Genomic DNA, 16,199 nt, shown 5'->3' with positions numbered 1-16,199 from the left:
GATGAGTCAGACCGGATCAATACCTACCGTTTCGATCTACGGCATTCCTTTTTCCAAACTGACGATGAAAGAAACGGTAAAGGTTCTTCAGGAAGCTGTGCTGTCCAAGCAGGCACCACATCAGGTCATTACAGCCAATCCCATTATGGTTATGGCCGCATTGGAAAATCCCGCAATTATGGAAGTTATGCAAGCTGCGGAATTGATTGTTCCTGATGGAACAGGTGTCGTATGGGCTGCAAACTATTGTGGAGATCCTGTAGCTGAGCGAGTGCCGGGTTTTGAGCTTTTACATGAATTGCTGCGTGTTGGAGAAAACTATCGATGGGGCGTATATCTGCTGGGTTCCACCCCTGAGGTGATTCAAGAAACGGCAGTTCGGTTACAACAGCAATATCCGGCGATTCGAATTCTGGGTTATCGCGACGGTTATTTTGGTCCGGCTGAGGATGAACAGGTCATCGCTTCCATTCGGGAAGCGGCACCTGATCTGTTGTTTGTAGCACGTGGGGCCGACACACAAGAACCGTGGATTCATAAGCACAAAAATGCGTTACAGGTTCCCGTAACCATGGGCGTTGGCGGCAGCTTTGATGTGATTTCAGGCAAAACCAAACGTGCGCCTATGCTGTTTCAAAAGTTAAGACTGGAGTGGTTCTATCGCTTATTGCGTGAACCAAGCCGGGCTGGCCGGATGCTTGCGCTTCCGAAATTCGCTGTTAAGGTGATGCGTGACAAAGAAAACGTGACGAAAGCCCGTTAAAAACAGGTAATTGCGAGATAAATGCGTGTTTTTGCTAGAAATTGAGGATGGCTTTTCGTGTGTGATGAGCGTATAATTCATTCCGGATTACATGTGTGCCACTCCATGAAAAACGGAAGTTGTTGCATACGGCCACTTCGATGTCAGAATAACCTTTTGATCGCTGTTATCTCTGGATTTCTTTTATCCGCCTTTGCAAGGTTGAAATCCCGCGAATAGCATATGCTTACGATGTAGCTTTCTTTCAGAAAGCTTGTAGGCGAACGCTTCGCTTCTACAGGTTATTTCTGCCCTCTCCGTTCTGGTGCAAATTGCATTTTTCATCAAAAGTGACTAACAAATAATTTTTTATAAATAAAAAGAGATCAGGGGATTTATAATTTCGTACAGGTATTATAATTGGGGGTCGAATGTTCAAATGGTAGCGATCTTTATCATTGGATTTATCGTGTCAATGGGACTGGCTCTTGCCCTGACACCACTTGTCAAAAAGTTCGCAGTCCGCATTGGCGCAATGGATACGCCGAATGCACGTAAAGTACACACACGGATCATGCCACGTCTTGGTGGTCTGGGGATATTCCTGGCCTTTATTATTACAGTTGCTGCATTGCTTCCTTTTGTATCGGCATGGTTCACAACTCGGGACATGAGTTTTGTTAGCGCGTTTCTGATTGGTGGAACAATTATCGTGCTGATCGGAGCACTCGATGATCGGTTTGAACTGTCGGCCAAAGTGAAGTTGCTTGGTCAGATCGTTGCTGCTTCTGTCGTTGTATTCGGATTTAATATCCGGGTAGATTTCGTTAACATTCCTTTTCAGGATTCCTATTCTTCACTCGAAGCTTGGGTATCCATTCCGCTGACGATCTTATGGATCGTTGGTGTAACCAATGCGATTAACCTGATTGATGGTCTGGATGGTCTGGCAGCTGGTGTATCTGGTATTGCAATTGGTACCATTGCCGTAATGTCCTTCCTGATGGGTAACATGATGATCGCTTTGATGTGCCTTGTGTTGTTGGGTAGCATCATTGGATTCCTGTTTTTCAACTTCCACCCAGCCAAGATCTTCATGGGAGATACCGGATCGCTATTCCTTGGTTTCTCTCTGGCGATGCTCTCTATGCTCGGATTCAAACAAATTGCTATCGTGTCCTTTATTACCCCGCTGATCATTATCGGTGTGCCGCTCTCGGATACCTTCTTCGCGATTATCCGTCGTGCAGTACAGCGGAAACCGATTTTCGCACCGGATAAAGGTCACCTGCATCACTGCTTGCGTGAACTTGGATTCAGTCACCGTCAGACGGTACTGATCATTTATGGAATTGCCGCATTCTTCGGAGTTCTGGCGATTATCCAATCTTCCGCTGCCATGTTTGAAGCGAACTGGGTAACATTCGTGGTCATCTGTATCATGATGTTCTTCCTCCAGGTGGGAGCAGAAGTTATCGGACTTGTTAGCAAAACGAGAAGACCGGTTATTAACTTCCTGATGCGCATGCGCGTCAAGCTGAATCCGGAGACCCGTTCGAAATCATAAATAGATAAATGTAATGGTTACAGCTATTCTTGAATATTATTCCAGACCCAACCTTATCCCTTGTGGATAAGGTTTTTTGTTTATTTTGAGATTTTTACTAAATAATTGGATCTTTTTGCCGATATATAAAGGTAACTGACTTAAAAGAGGAGAGATGATATTTAATGCAACAAAAGAAACGGCCGTTGGTCTGGATCATGTTGGTCACCATGGTGTTCTCATTGTTCCCACAAGGTCTATTCGGTGGTTCGGTTGCTTCGGCAGCTGACGCATTTTCCACATACTTCACGCCCTCGGATCAAACAATTCGAGAAAGTTCCAGACTCTCACTTGTTTTTGATTCTACTCAAGGTAAGGATAACTCGAATTTCCTAACCCGTGATAAGGTATACAAGAGCCCTACCTCAGCGCTGACAATTACAGGTACATTCGCCATGGTGAGTGGGACAAGTCTGAAGGTAAAAGTTGAACAGTTGAAATTAGTCGAACAAGGAACCCTTAAGACATGGACTCCGGACGAGACCCGTACAGTAACAACAGCTATTACGGATAGTGGAAGTAATCGATTTACAGCAAATGATGTTGCATTGTTTTCAGGATTTAACAAGATCACGTTTATCGGAACACAAGGTAACAGCTCTGTAGAAAGCTCCGATAGTTTCTATGTGATGTATGATCCGGCTCCTTATATTGAGAACTTTGTATTATATACAGATCGAACTGTTCCAGGCGGTGGTGTAAGCTACAACTTGAATGAGGGAACAGAGACGGTAGTGGATACAGAGCGTGTTGATTTCCAAGGTACGGTTAAAAATGCAACGCAGGTTTCGCTCTCGGTTAATGGTGCAGAACCTATTGATCCACCAGTTACTTCAGATGGCAGCTTCTTCGCATCACAAATTAAGTTGTTGCCGGGGGAAAACATTCTGAAGTTTAAAATTGAAGGTCAGCCTAACGGTATTGAAACAGAACGTATCGTGTATTATTTTGATAAAACAAAACCATTTGTAGATCTTAAGGTGAAGATTGGAACTGAAACTAAATCCGTACTGAGCAGGGACGAAAAGTCAACATTTACGGATCCAAATCAAACCACAGCAACATTGTCTGGACAAGTATTGATTCCTTATGTTGAAGGCAGTGGTAAATTCGCTGATGAAGGTGTAGTAACAGTTCAAGGACAACCCTACACCGTTAATATTGGTGCTAATGATGAGAAGTTGATTACAGGTCCTGACGGAAGATCTGTAAGATATCGTATGGTATCATTTACTTCTAATGATGTATACAACCTGACTGCAGGTAAGAATCAATCGCTTACTGTAAGGGTGGCTCAAGGCGCATTCAGTGCAGAATATACAACCAGCTATTTATACTCGCCTGGTTCACAAGACATCACGAACCTGTACTACCTGCCTAACTTCAAACCAGGATCTACAATTACGTCCAAAGTACCGCTTAACGGCGCGACACTACAAGAGGATAAACTGTATATTCTCGTAGAATCGAGTAGCTCACTTGATAAGATACCAAGGCCTGTTCTTAAAGGAGCTTATCTGCCATCAGGGCTTAAGACGGTGGATATGACAGAAGTTACGGATGTCTCAGGATTAACTGATAAACAACAAGTGTATGAAATTAATGGTCTTGCAAGTGGTAAGCAGCAACTTCGCTTCTCCTTCAGTGATACTCCAGAGCCTGAGCTGTCTAAATTCGTTGAAGTTACCTATGCAACGATCAGTTCGATCTATGTTGGAAGCTTGCAAACAGGAGAAACTTATGAGTTCGACTCCTCTGCAGGGAAGCAATACGTGAGTGTAGAGGGAGAATTGCTTGGCTTCAAAGATCTGACTGCATTGAAAGCAGAGATGATTGTGAATGGTCAATTGACTGCAACGACTGCCACAGGACTGGTGACGGGGGATACTTTAGATGTTGAGCATCCAACGCCTATTCCAGTAATCGAGTTTCCCAAAACTCAAAAATTCAAATTCAGCTTACCGATCAAGCGGAATGGTCCAATATACTATGGAGAAAATACGATTGAACTTCGTGCCGTAGTTGATGATGGGGGCGGAAGGCCCAAAACAATTACAACCTTGCTGAAAATCAATGTGATCGATACTTATCATTCAACCATATCTACATTTATGCCAACGCGTATTCCAACAAGCAGAGAGTCTTTTGATAATTCGGTAATTGGCAATTACACACAAGAGAAGCTAAGCAGAATTTTTGCGGTGACTCCTGATTTTATCTTTAAAGATGAAAAATATGTAACGAGTGAAAAAGAGTTTGACTTGGTATTCAGAGGTGCTGGGGCCCAGAATGTAAATCTGAGCTTTGGATCAAAAGTCATTTTCAGCCAAACATTGAATAGTGATAATGTGCTTCAGAGTAAAGATACTGGCAATACGGCTGATTATACAGGGTCAGACTTTGCGGGTAATCAAGATGCATTTATTGGCCGGATTCGCGGCTTGAAATTTGATGCGCCTGGTACACAAGTGTATACACTTGAGTTAATTAACAGCACAGGGGCTCGTTCTATTCAAAGAATCGAGATCGTGCGTGAGCCTGCATCTTATCGGATATTAGCTCCACAGCCTACAGTGGGTGATCAGATCGTTGTTAATAAAAACTTTGTCCGCTTCGATATTGAAGCAGAAGGCGCAACTCAAGTGAAGATTGGTAAAGACATCGCTGAGAAACGTACAGACTTAAACAATCGTTTTGTGCTTGATTATGTAGATCTTAAGGCGGATAAAGAGAATAAAGTGAAGATTGAAATTACCCGTCCAGGCGGGAAAATTAATGATACGATTTCTATTTACTATACAAGTGCAGTAACGACAAATTCGGAGTATATGGCTCCGAAGGTTGCCAATAAATATACGGCGTTTAATAAAAACTTGCAGTTGTCTTTCCCGAAAGGAACTGTGTTACAATCTCAAAACTCAATCGGTGTAACAAAGTTTTATCCAAATAACAAACTGTTGTTTGGTATTGCGGAACCGAAAAAAGGGATTGTAGAGAAGATCAATGATTATGGTTATGACACCGAGATTGGTGGAGAGAATAAGCCGAAAATTGAAATACCGCTTGCTGTCTCAGGGAATTTCGCATCTTCATTGGACACAGGTGACTTTACCTTAATCTCAGATATTTACTGGATTAATGGTGGAGTCGGTGAACTGGGTAGCAAAAGTGATAGCAGCTATAAACCAGGTACGGATGGTCTCACTCCTTACAGTATGGAAGGGATCTTCTCTACATTCGCTTCTGAGCGTATTCTCACACCGTCTAGTCGAGGATCATTAATTTTGAACTATGATCCGTCTATTGTGGATGATGTTGGTGCTACAATTACGGTATTCCGTCTTTCCGATAAAACCAAAACAGGGACATGGGTTCCAATTGGCGGCAAGGTGGATACGAAGAAACATACCATTACAGTCCCATTCGATGAATTTGGATATTACAAAGTAATGAAACAGAGCAAAAGCTATGCGGACATTACTAATCACCCTTGGGCAAGAAACTACCTTAATGCCATGTATGCCAAAGGTCTGATGAAGCCATTGAAGAGTAATTCGTTTGGTGCAGATGATCGTATAACTCGTGGTGAGTTCGCAACGTTGCTGGTAAAAGGCATGAATATTCCAATTACGACGCCAACACAGCAGACCTTCAGTGATGTAGGAAAAGGTACGGGAGCGGAGATTTGGAACTATGAAGCTATTGAAACTGCAGCACGTGTAGGTATCATTACGGGACGCAGTGACGGCTTCTTCCAGCCGCAGTTACCAATATCAAGAGAAGATGCGGCGGTAATGATTGCCCGTGCCATGAATGCTAAACTGGCTGCTAATGACGACAAACTGTCGCAAGCATTAGGTAAGTCATTTTTGGATTCTGGTTCAATCGAATATTATGCACGACCAGCTATACAAGCCGTAACCAAAGCCAAAATTATGGATGGAAGTCCGGTTACAGTAGCTGGATCTAAGAAAGCACAATTCCAATTCAATCCAAAAGGCAATATGACTCGTGCTGAAGCAGCTAAAATTGCTGTAGAGCTGCTTAAGAAAAGTACAGGTCTATTCCCTAAAACCTTGAGTTAATTCATTTGATACATCGAATCAATTTAGGAAGGACCTGTCCCTTACTCTAAAGGGGCAGGTCCTTTTCATGGCTGTCAATGAATTGACATAGAGTACTTTTATAATAGAAGAAACAGAATTTTTACCAATAACTATTTTTGTAATTTGCTAGAGTTTAAGATACAATAACGGTAAATACACAATGATCTAGAGGGTGAAGTTAGCTAATGAAACCGATTTATTCGAAAGCCCAGCTGGGCTACATGAAGGCAAAGACACAGTTTGAGAAGCAGGCAGTCATTCTGGAGAAAAAGTTGGAAGATACACGCAAGACTCAGGAGATCTCTCAGGAAGTTATGGAAGGGCTTGTACAGTCCACTGGCTTCCATGATGCGTATAACAATCTGGTTCTGGCTGAGAATGAGTTGATTGAATGGTCTCACACAACGATGAAGCATGAGAAAACGTACCGTGAGAACAGACAACCAATTGACGATATGTATCTGAGATTGAATAGTGATCCCAATATGCGTGCTCAAATTATTGAACTCGCGATGAAGATTAAATAACTTATATTTCCAGAAATGCAGGAAAAGCATCCCAATAGGGGTGCTTTTTTATTTTATTTTTTGTGAATTTTGTCGCTTCATAGGTTGAAGTTGCGGGTATAAATAAACGTTGGTAGCACAGACAAACCAGAGATCACCATTCCAAATTCACTGCTGTATCAATGATTTGAAAAGGTTTTGAATGGCTTCAATACCCGCACTGGACCTATACATAAAAAAAATCAAAACTTTTTTTGTGCAATCCGCAACTTTTTGAAATCTACTGCGTTTAAAGTGTAGAGTCGAAAACATTGGGCCTGTTACCAAGAATGACCTCGTGAAGAATCTTGTCTATTTTTTAGAAAAAATTGCTTTACGGCACGAGAGACCCATTGTATAATACGTAAGGTAGGATTAGGAAACTACTCTATTTACGTGTGATTCTGCTTTACAAACTAGTTTACAAGTTTCTGTGATATGCTCACAGACATCATTTATATTAACTTGCTCACAACTCTGGAAAGGGGGTGCAACAATATATGAGGAATACGAGCGACCCTATTAAAAAAGAAAATTCAAATGTTATGAACGCCCAAGGAGGAGAAAAAAAGGTTATGAAGAAAATTTTATCCGTAGCATTGTCTACAGCAATGGCATTCTCAATGTTTGCATCTGTAGCATTCGGTGACACAGCAGTTTCCCCGCAACAACAGTTTGATGCATTGAAAGCAAAAGGTATCTTCAACGGTTATCCGGATGGTACAGCAGGTCTTGACAAAGACATGACTCGCGCTGAGTTTGCAAAAGTTATCACTAAATTGCTGGGTCTGAAAGAGATCACTGGAACTCTTTCTTACACTGACAAAAACTACACAGCTAAAAACTGGGCTGTACCTTACATCGAAGCAGTAACTGCTGCTGGTATCATGGAAGGTAAAAACGTTGAGAAGAAAATCTTCGACTTCAACGGTAAAGTGACTGTGTCCGAGATGGCTACAATCCTGACTCGTGCATTGGATCTTGAAATCCCAGCTGAAACAAACAACACTGCTCCAGCTTGGGCTAAAGGTTATGTTCAAGCAGCAATCAACGCTGGTTTGGTTGATGCAAACACTAACTTCACAGCTAACGCTTCCCGTGAATTGCTTGTAGGCGCTGCTTACTCAATTGACCAAGCGCAAAGCTTGAAAGTATCTTCTTACACAGTAACTGAAGGTGGAAAAGTTGTTGAATTCAAAATCAGCGACGGCGAAACAGTAAAAGTTACTTTGGATAAAGCTCTTGAAGCTAACAAAGAAACTGAAGTGAAATTCACTTACAAAGATAAGAACTTCACTGAAAAAGTTACTTATGTTGTAGAAGCTGCAACTAAAGTACAATCCGCTTCTGCTACAAACCTTAAAGAGGTTGACGTTGCTTTTGACGGTAAAGTAGATAAAGCTACTGCAACTGACAAAAATAACTACTCTGTGGATAGTAACTCTAAAGGAATTAAATCCATCACTTTGTTGGCTGACGGTAAAACAGCACGCCTGTTGTTGAACGAATCCAGCAAATTGACTCAAGGTACAACTTATAAAGTTCTTGTTAAAAATGTGAAATCTTCTACTGGTACAGTAGTGCCACAAGGTGAAGTTTCCTTCACATCTGCTGACAACACATTGCCTACAGTAACTGAAGTTAAAGCTCTGGGTACTAAAGTTATCAAAGTAACTTTCTCTGAGCCAGTTGTAGCTCCAACAAGCAGCAACTTCCAATTGGATGATAAAGCTTTTGTTGGTAATGTAACTTTGGGTGCGAACCAACGTGAAGTTATCCTGCGTGACTACACAGGAACAATTTCCGAAGGAGCACACAAACTGACTACTTCTCTGGTTGAAGACTTCGCTGGTCTGAAATCTTTGTCTGCAACAACTGACTTCACGGTAGCTGTTGACACTGAAGGTCCTAAAGTAACTGAAATCTCTGCTACTTTGGAAAAAGTAACAGTAACTTTCGATGAAGAAATCGACCCAACATCTGTAACAAGCGAGAGCTTCTATTGGAAGTCTGGCGACAGCAAAAAAGTAGGTAAAGCTACTCAAATTGCTGCAAATGTATATGAAGTTGACTTCACTGAAAATCGTCTGCCAGGTTATGAAACTAACCTGTTCGTCGAAGTTAAAGACTACTCTGGTAACGCTAACTCTGTGAAAGAGCACAAAGTTACTGCAAGTGTTGATTTAGTTCAACCTAAAGTAATTGATGTAGCTTATGGCACTAGCGTTTCAAATGAATTAACAGTTCGTTTTGACAAAGCAGTTGATGCTGCTGATGTTAAATACTTCTCTGTTAAAAAAGGTAACGATGTGATCCCAGTTAAGAGTGTTTACGCTGCTCCAGGTGGGGACAACAAAGTATTCAACGTTCAATTCTACTCTAACCTTAGCGGAACTTATACCCTCAAAGTATCTGGTGTTCAAGACAAAACTGCTCTGAAAAACACTGTGGTAACTTATGAGAGTACTTTCCTTGCTAGTGATAGCCAAGCACCAAAACTGGTAACTACTACTGGAACTGATGCTAACAACAGTAACAGACGAGTTGCTCTGACATTTGATAGAGCAATTGATCTTAGCACTCTCAACAATCGTGCGAATTACTACATTGAGTTCCAAAAGGATAACGCAGCTTCAACACAAACAGTTGCTATTCCAGTGGATGTAACTTTGAATGTTACTAATGGTGGTAAAACCGTAGTACTCGGATTCCCTGAGACTATTGATGGAACTGATGTAACGTTTAAAGAAGGTACTGTTGCTGGATCTGTTAAACTTATTAAAATCGCTGGGTTGAAATCCCAAATTGGTCAAGCGACTGGATGGATTGAAACTCTTGAATTGGTTGACACAGATCTTGCAATTACTGATGCAGAGCAAAAAGATGCTAGAACCTTTGTTGTGAAATTCAACAAAACAATTGCTAATGCTTCCACTAGTGATTTTGCAATCGGATCAGGAAACGTTGCACCAACTTCTGTAACAGTGGATGGAAACGAAGTTACATTGAAAACTAATGTTGATTTCAATGGTGGTAACGAAATTAAAACTGTAAGAAATAATGCTATCCAAACTTATACTAGTCAAAGAATTGGTGTAGATGGAATTAACACTTCTGATGCGGTAGCGCCTAGAGTGAATCTTTCTTCCGATGCAGTAATTGCACAGCAAAATAAACGTTTGGTACTTCCTTTCACTACTGATCTGGAAACTGATAACCAAGCTGATATTGCAAACGATTTGATCATTAAAAAGTTGGGTGAAACTAACACTCCAGCATTGAACCCAATTATCGACTACACTACTACTGTAGAAGGTAAAAACGTTGTTGTAACTATTAAACCATCTGTTGCATACAATAGTGAGTATTCTGTACAAGTTAAAGATGGTGCTACATTTATCCGTACTAATAATACTGATAAAACTGCAGCTAAATCAGACGTATACAGAACGACTATTAATGAAACAGTGGCTGATGTTGTAACAGCAAAAGCTGCAATTACAACTTCACCAGTTGCTGAAGCTACTGCTTCTGATGCTGAAGCTGGACTTGAATTGTCCGCTAAAACTGTAGGAGCTGCTGCAAATAACAGCACAATCACTTTTAATGCTACTCTTGCACCTGGAGCAGCTGCAGTTGTAAATGCTACTTCAATCACTGTTGCATCTGATGCTGATGTAGATGCAGTTAAAGCTGCTGTAGATGCAGCTACAGGCATTAACTACAATGCTAAAGTTGTAGGTACTGCACTTCCAACAAACGGAACTGTGTTCACTCTTGTTGGTGGTAAAGACGAAGTGAACGGTTCAGTTACAGTTACGCTGAATAAAGCAATTGATTCAGTAACTGATATTGCTATCACAGGATTTACTGGAAGTACTTACAATGCGGTACTTAGCACAGATAAAAAATCCTTTACTGTAAATGTTGGTCAAGACAACGTTGCTGGTAAAACGATTACTGTCGAGGCTGTAGATGTAAATGGTCAAGATATTGACTTCTCGACTGCTATTACTTCTAACTAATATTATGTATCAAAAAAGTCAGAGAACTTTGTTCTCTGACTTTTTTTTATTGCAATAGAATTTTTTTGGATTACAAAGATAGACTGTCGAAAAATGACTCACTTTTTATTCATGGAAATGTTAATTAGTTTTAAAATTAGAGAAGTATAGTGTGTTAAAATTACGTACGTAATAGTATAGAAGGATAAATCTTCTACTTGTCATAAATACCAACAACATCGTAACTTTCTCCCCATCCCAAACGTTTATAATATAAAGTAACAAGCAACTTATGGGAGGTTTGGAAATGGATTATAAAAAGGTCGTGATGACATCGTTGGTAAGTATGTTGTTGATCAGTTCAAGTGGAGGTATGGCAGTAGCTGCGAATACGAATAGCGTATCGGGTAATTCATTACATAACGGTTATACAACCCTGAAGAGATCTGAGGGCATAGCAAAAACTAATTTCGTAAGTAAGAGCGCATCCAAGAAAGAATTACTTGCAGAAGATGTTAATGGCGTTGCTCCAAAAGTAAGCCTCGATGTTGGAACGAGAATTCCCCAAATTAACAAACAGATCGAGATTCCATTTACACAAGACCTTGACACAACTGATCAAGAATTTTATGCAAGTGACTTAATTATCAGGCAACTGTCTCAAGTGAACGTTCCTACATTAATTCCAATGATCGATTACACTACAGTAGTTGAGGGTAATAGTATTATTGTCACTTTTTTAGCAGATTATGCGGATGAATATGCTGTACAAGTTAAAGATTCTCTTTATATTCGTGCTAATGGAATCCCGGCTTCACAGTCAGCATGGTACATTACAACACAAAACACCCAAGTGAACACAGAGATCCCTAAGGTTAGACTCGAAGTTGGAACAAAAATTCCCCAAATCAACAAACAGATCGAAATACCATTTACACAAGACCTTGATACAACTAATCAAGAATTATATGCAAATGACTTGATTATCAGGAAACTGTCCCAATTGAACGTTCCTACATTAATTCCAATGATCGATTACACCACAGTAGTTGAGGGCAATATTATTATTGTCACTTTTCTAGCTGATTACACGGATGAATATGCGGTTCAAGTTAAGGACTCTAGTTTCATTCGTGCCAATGGAATCCCAGCTTCACAGTCAGAAGTCTTCACAACAACTAGAAATGTTCAGGTAATAGAGTAATAAAAAAGCAACTATTGCTATGTAATAAATCCAACAACATCGTAACTTTCTCTCCCTGCTAAACGTTTATACTATAAAGCAACAAGCAACTTATGGGAGGTTTGGAAGTGGATCATAAAAAGGTCATAACGACTTTGATAACTAGTATGTTATTCATCAGTTCAAGTGGAGGTTTAGTAGCTGCCGCAAGTACACCAGCTAACTCAGGTAAAGCTGCTACAAATAACAGCGCAACAACTAAGAAGCAACAGACAACAACCACGAACAAAGTCGTACATACCCTGGCTAAGGTGCCTGCGGTTAAAGTAACCGCACGGAGTACCGTGAAATTAACCGACGTTAATATCTTGTCTCAAGATGACGGGAATACAGTGACGTATACACTGACGTATAAAAATAATGACAGCACACCGATGATGATGCTTGATTATTGGAGTAAAGTGAAAACAAAAGGTGGAACAAGCTTCTCTCCAAAGCTGATCGCTAAGGATCAGGAGAAAAAGACGGTATCACCGGGTTCCACGGTGGATCTCACATACGTTATGAAGGTTGGACGTGAAGTGAAATTAAGTGATCTGAACTTCCTGATTGTAAAGTGGGATTTCAGTAAACCAAATTATGAAAGCACGTTGGGGAAATTCAATGTTCCTGCTTCATATAGCATCACTACACCTGTAGGCAAAACGAAGACGGTTCGTTTGAGTGATTCAGCCGTCAAGGTTAAAGTCTCTGGTATTAAAGTGTATCCAGGGGAGAATAAGAAACAATACGTCAAAGTTGGCGTGAACCTAAATAATATCAGTTACAAGCTATTGGATAATCCAAATATCAAGTGGATTCTACGTACACCAGGTGGTACGAATTATCCGTTGACCCCGGATAAGGATAGTACAGGTGTCAGTATTCAGGCACAGGCCAACAAAACGTTAAATTTAATGGCTTCATTGCCTACAGCATTGAAACTGGAAAAGTCCGAATTACTGCTAGTGGAAGAACAAGGTGAAGAGAAGACAGCTCTGCCAGTTGCTGCACTACAGCTTCCTGAAGCTAGCCAAACCAATGTAAACGTAGCAGTCAATCAACCAAATATTATCTCGATTGATGGACAACCTGTATCGACTCTATTGGAATCTGCTCGTGTCCGTGGTGAGGACGAAGAGTTTGATCTAACGATGCAGTGGGTCATTAAGAACCAAGGGAAAAAAGAGGTTAAGGTTCCCAAATACGCATTAGAGATCCGTACAGAAGATGGTACTTCCTATCCGATCGAGACGAAGGCACTGGATGATCTGAAGTTGAAGCCAGGTGCGACTAAAACGATCAAACTGAACTCTACGATCCAAGGGAATGGGGATACCAGCAAAATCAAATTATATGCGATGACACCTACAACCAAAGATGAGAGCAAAGAAGGGGAAACGTCTGGTGGAGGTACAAGTGGCTTTGAGTTCTCCTATCCGGTTGGCATCTATGCTATTCCTGAATCCGTAACAAGTGGAGATGGACTTACGACAGAAACGGTAATTAAAAATAGTAAAGGTACATTCGGTGTATCTGTAGGCTCCTTACAACGGCTCCCATGGACAGACAGTGATATTATTGCTGCCAAGGTCACCATCCGTAATGCATCGGCCAAAACGGTCCAATTGCCTGAGCTGGAAGCGATGTTCACAATCGATTCTGCACGTATTGATGGAGATACGAAGCTGATTCGTGCAGAAGGTGGCAAGTTACTAGGTTCTGGTATGGTCACCGAAGCTTATCTCTTGACGAAGATTCCATCTGAACTCAATATGAGCCGTCTGGAATTAACTTTGCAGGAGAAAGTAAGTGAAGAAGAAAAGAACGATTGGATTACTCTTAGTACGTCCGGTTTAATTCAGCCCCTCTCTTATGTAGGCGAAGGAAAAACCTATACTCAAGGAACTGCAGATAAAGAAACAGAGCTGGGCATACGCAGAACATATGTGTATCCGGGATCTTCGTCCGATATTGTATACACCGAATTCGAGATGACGAATAAGTCTCTGCGTCAGAGTGGCCTTGCGAAGTTGGTAGGATACTACAAAACAGCAGATGGTCAATATTACAAAGCAACAGCTAAGCAGGCAAACCGTGTACCGGGACCAGGTCAGAAGAGTATCGTTACGTTCTGGGCCAAAGTGCCGAAGAGTGTAAAAACATTATCTGATATGCGTCTGATTGTAGGTGAAGGGGTTGCTGACAACAAATTTGTCACCGGTGAAGGTGATGCAACGGCTTATGTTAATGCCATGTCATTTGAAGTACAGCCGAAATCATTATCTGTTCTATCTTCTCTGAATGATATAGACTTGTATCCGTTCAAATTCTCGGGCAGCAATATTAAAGCATACCTTACAGGTGGAACGGCAGTACAGATCGAGATGATCTACTCCTTAACACAGGAGGAAGCTGTGGATAGTGGAGAGTATGGACACAAGCTTATTCTGTCTCTAACCGATGGTTCAGGTAAAGTGTTTGATAAAGAGATCACACCAGGAACTGATCTGAAAACAGGCATTAACCAGACGCTGAACTGGAGTATTGATGATACGGTATTTGATAAAATACGTGGTGGCTCATATCGCGTAGCCTTGTATGATGTTTTCGAAGGTCAACGAATTCGTCTTGCAGAACAAGGCTATAGTTACGATGTATCCAAACTGCCTAAAGAAGAACCGATCATCCCGGAGTTCCCGGAAGAGGGTTCTAATAATCCCAATAATAATCGGTAATTTGTACGAAAATTAAGATATTTTAAAGCTAAGCCCTCGCTTCCACATCTACGGAAGCGAGGTTTTGCTTGTCGCATGTCTATTTATTCTCTATAGTTAAAGTTAATAGATTACCAGAGGAGGAAAATGATTCACATGAAACCTTATATGAAAGTATCCCTCGCTGCGCTCGCCATTGGTGTTGGCGTCTGGGTTGGGTCGGTATACAGCAATACAGCCATCGGTGCAGGTACAAGCCAGCCAGGAACAGCGGACGATCCGGTTGTAACAAAGAGTTATGTAGATCAGCAAATCCAACAGGCTTTGGGCGGTAAGATCCCGACTGGAGGAGGTAGTACCAATACGGGAACAGACAGCAATGCAGGAAATGGTAACAACACCGGCTCTACAGGAACCGGGAACTCCGGTAGCACAGGTGGAGACACATCCCTTCCTCCACTGGTCTCAGACGCTTCTGATGCCGTTGAGATCGTAACCGTGAAGCCGGGTCAACAACTGATCGGCAAGTCTGGCGCGGAGTTCATTGTACGTAGCGGCAAAGCTGTAATCGTCAGTGAGGGTACGAATGGTGTAGCTGATCTGACGGACGGGATTGACCTGACGAATGGACAGGCAGCGCCGACCAATCACCTGCTCTCTTTTCCAAGGGATGGACGGGGAATCACGGTATTGGAAGGAAACAAATATAGCTTAACCGTAATGGTTCGTGGTGGATATACTCTGAAATAGGTTTTGTAGCTATTAAAGGAATTATTCATTAGTCATACTTTTCATTTGCTCAGATTACCCAGTTCTAACAAACATTAATACGGCTAACCAGCCTTGTTCCTGCTCACCCTATAACTGTTGACAATCAATTAATGGAGGTGCAGGAACCATGGCTAGAAGCAATCGCAAAGTTGTACCCGAAAGTCGTCAAATGCTGGATCAGATGAAGTATGAGATTGCTACAGAATTTGGTCTCAATGTGGGTTATGGTGGCAGAGGTTTGGCTGGTGCGGATACAGAATTTGGATCTGAACTGGGTGAAGTAAGTGATCATTCCTATGGGCAATACAAAGGGTGGGGACATCTGACTTCCCGCGAGAATGGATCCGTTGGTGGAGAGATCACAAAAAGGCTAATTCGTCAGGCAGAGCAGCACTTATAGGGCATTTTCCTTACCCCATTTCGTTTGACACGTCTTGACAAATACGTTAAGATGGCACTTGAGGTATGCAACCTTTTCCACTAGGG

At 41.5% G+C, this 16,199-nt stretch carries 9 protein-coding genes; all 9 read left to right on the top strand.

What is annotated here, in order from left to right; genetic code table 11:
- Position 1 precedes the first annotated feature (1 nt).
- Complete coding sequence (locus BS614_RS00125; RefSeq protein WP_074092517.1) at positions 2-763, top strand: WecB/TagA/CpsF family glycosyltransferase; 762 nt, start codon at positions 2-4, stop codon at positions 761-763.
- Between the two features lie 418 nt (positions 764-1,181).
- Positions 1,182-2,309: a glycosyltransferase family 4 protein gene (locus tag BS614_RS00120; protein WP_036612523.1), complete on the top strand. Its 1,128-nt coding sequence runs from the start codon at positions 1,182-1,184 to the stop codon at positions 2,307-2,309.
- A 164-nt stretch (positions 2,310-2,473) separates the two neighbouring features.
- Positions 2,474-6,433 (top strand): S-layer homology domain-containing protein, encoded by a 3,960-nt coding sequence (locus BS614_RS00115; RefSeq protein WP_074092516.1) that lies wholly within the window; start codon positions 2,474-2,476, stop codon positions 6,431-6,433.
- 206 nt (positions 6,434-6,639) lie between these two features.
- Positions 6,640-6,981: a hypothetical protein gene (locus BS614_RS00110; RefSeq protein WP_036612519.1), complete on the top strand. Its 342-nt coding sequence runs from the start codon at positions 6,640-6,642 to the stop codon at positions 6,979-6,981.
- Positions 6,982-7,499: 518 nt separating this feature from the next.
- Positions 7,500-11,024 (top strand): S-layer homology domain-containing protein, encoded by a 3,525-nt coding sequence (locus tag BS614_RS00105; RefSeq protein WP_074092515.1) that lies wholly within the window; start codon positions 7,500-7,502, stop codon positions 11,022-11,024.
- A 286-nt stretch (positions 11,025-11,310) separates the two neighbouring features.
- Positions 11,311-12,207, top strand: coding sequence for a hypothetical protein (locus tag BS614_RS00100; RefSeq protein WP_074092514.1), 897 nt, complete (start codon positions 11,311-11,313; stop codon positions 12,205-12,207).
- Between the two features lie 107 nt (positions 12,208-12,314).
- The gene (locus tag BS614_RS00095; protein WP_074092513.1) at positions 12,315-14,963 is read left to right on the top strand and encodes a hypothetical protein; all 2,649 of its coding nucleotides are present in this window, start codon (positions 12,315-12,317) and stop codon (positions 14,961-14,963) included.
- A 135-nt stretch (positions 14,964-15,098) separates the two neighbouring features.
- Positions 15,099-15,692: a hypothetical protein gene (locus tag BS614_RS00090; RefSeq protein WP_074092512.1), complete on the top strand. Its 594-nt coding sequence runs from the start codon at positions 15,099-15,101 to the stop codon at positions 15,690-15,692.
- 148 nt (positions 15,693-15,840) lie between these two features.
- The gene (locus BS614_RS00085; RefSeq protein ID WP_074092511.1) at positions 15,841-16,113 is read left to right on the top strand and encodes an alpha/beta-type small acid-soluble spore protein; all 273 of its coding nucleotides are present in this window, start codon (positions 15,841-15,843) and stop codon (positions 16,111-16,113) included.
- Positions 16,114-16,199 lie beyond the last annotated feature (86 nt).

This window comes from Paenibacillus xylanexedens, from assembly GCF_001908275.1.
In the GTDB taxonomy this organism is placed as follows: Bacteria; Bacillota; Bacilli; order Paenibacillales; family Paenibacillaceae; genus Paenibacillus; species Paenibacillus xylanexedens_A.
This window is presented reverse-complemented; position numbering and strand designations above follow the sequence as displayed.

Excerpts from the sequence above, each read along its gene's own strand:
- BS614_RS00125 (WP_074092517.1), top strand. The coding sequence starts at position 2 with ATGAGTCAGACCGGATCAATACCTACCGTTTCGATCTACGGCATTCCT.
- BS614_RS00120 (WP_036612523.1), top strand. The coding sequence starts at position 1,182 with ATGGTAGCGATCTTTATCATTGGATTTATCGTGTCAATGGGACTGGCT.
- BS614_RS00115 (WP_074092516.1), top strand. The coding sequence starts at position 2,474 with ATGCAACAAAAGAAACGGCCGTTGGTCTGGATCATGTTGGTCACCATG.
- BS614_RS00110 (WP_036612519.1), top strand. The coding sequence starts at position 6,640 with ATGAAACCGATTTATTCGAAAGCCCAGCTGGGCTACATGAAGGCAAAG.
- BS614_RS00105 (WP_074092515.1), top strand. The coding sequence starts at position 7,500 with ATGAGGAATACGAGCGACCCTATTAAAAAAGAAAATTCAAATGTTATG.
- BS614_RS00100 (WP_074092514.1), top strand. The coding sequence starts at position 11,311 with ATGGATTATAAAAAGGTCGTGATGACATCGTTGGTAAGTATGTTGTTG.
- BS614_RS00090 (WP_074092512.1), top strand. The coding sequence starts at position 15,099 with ATGAAACCTTATATGAAAGTATCCCTCGCTGCGCTCGCCATTGGTGTT.
- BS614_RS00085 (WP_074092511.1), top strand. The coding sequence starts at position 15,841 with ATGGCTAGAAGCAATCGCAAAGTTGTACCCGAAAGTCGTCAAATGCTG.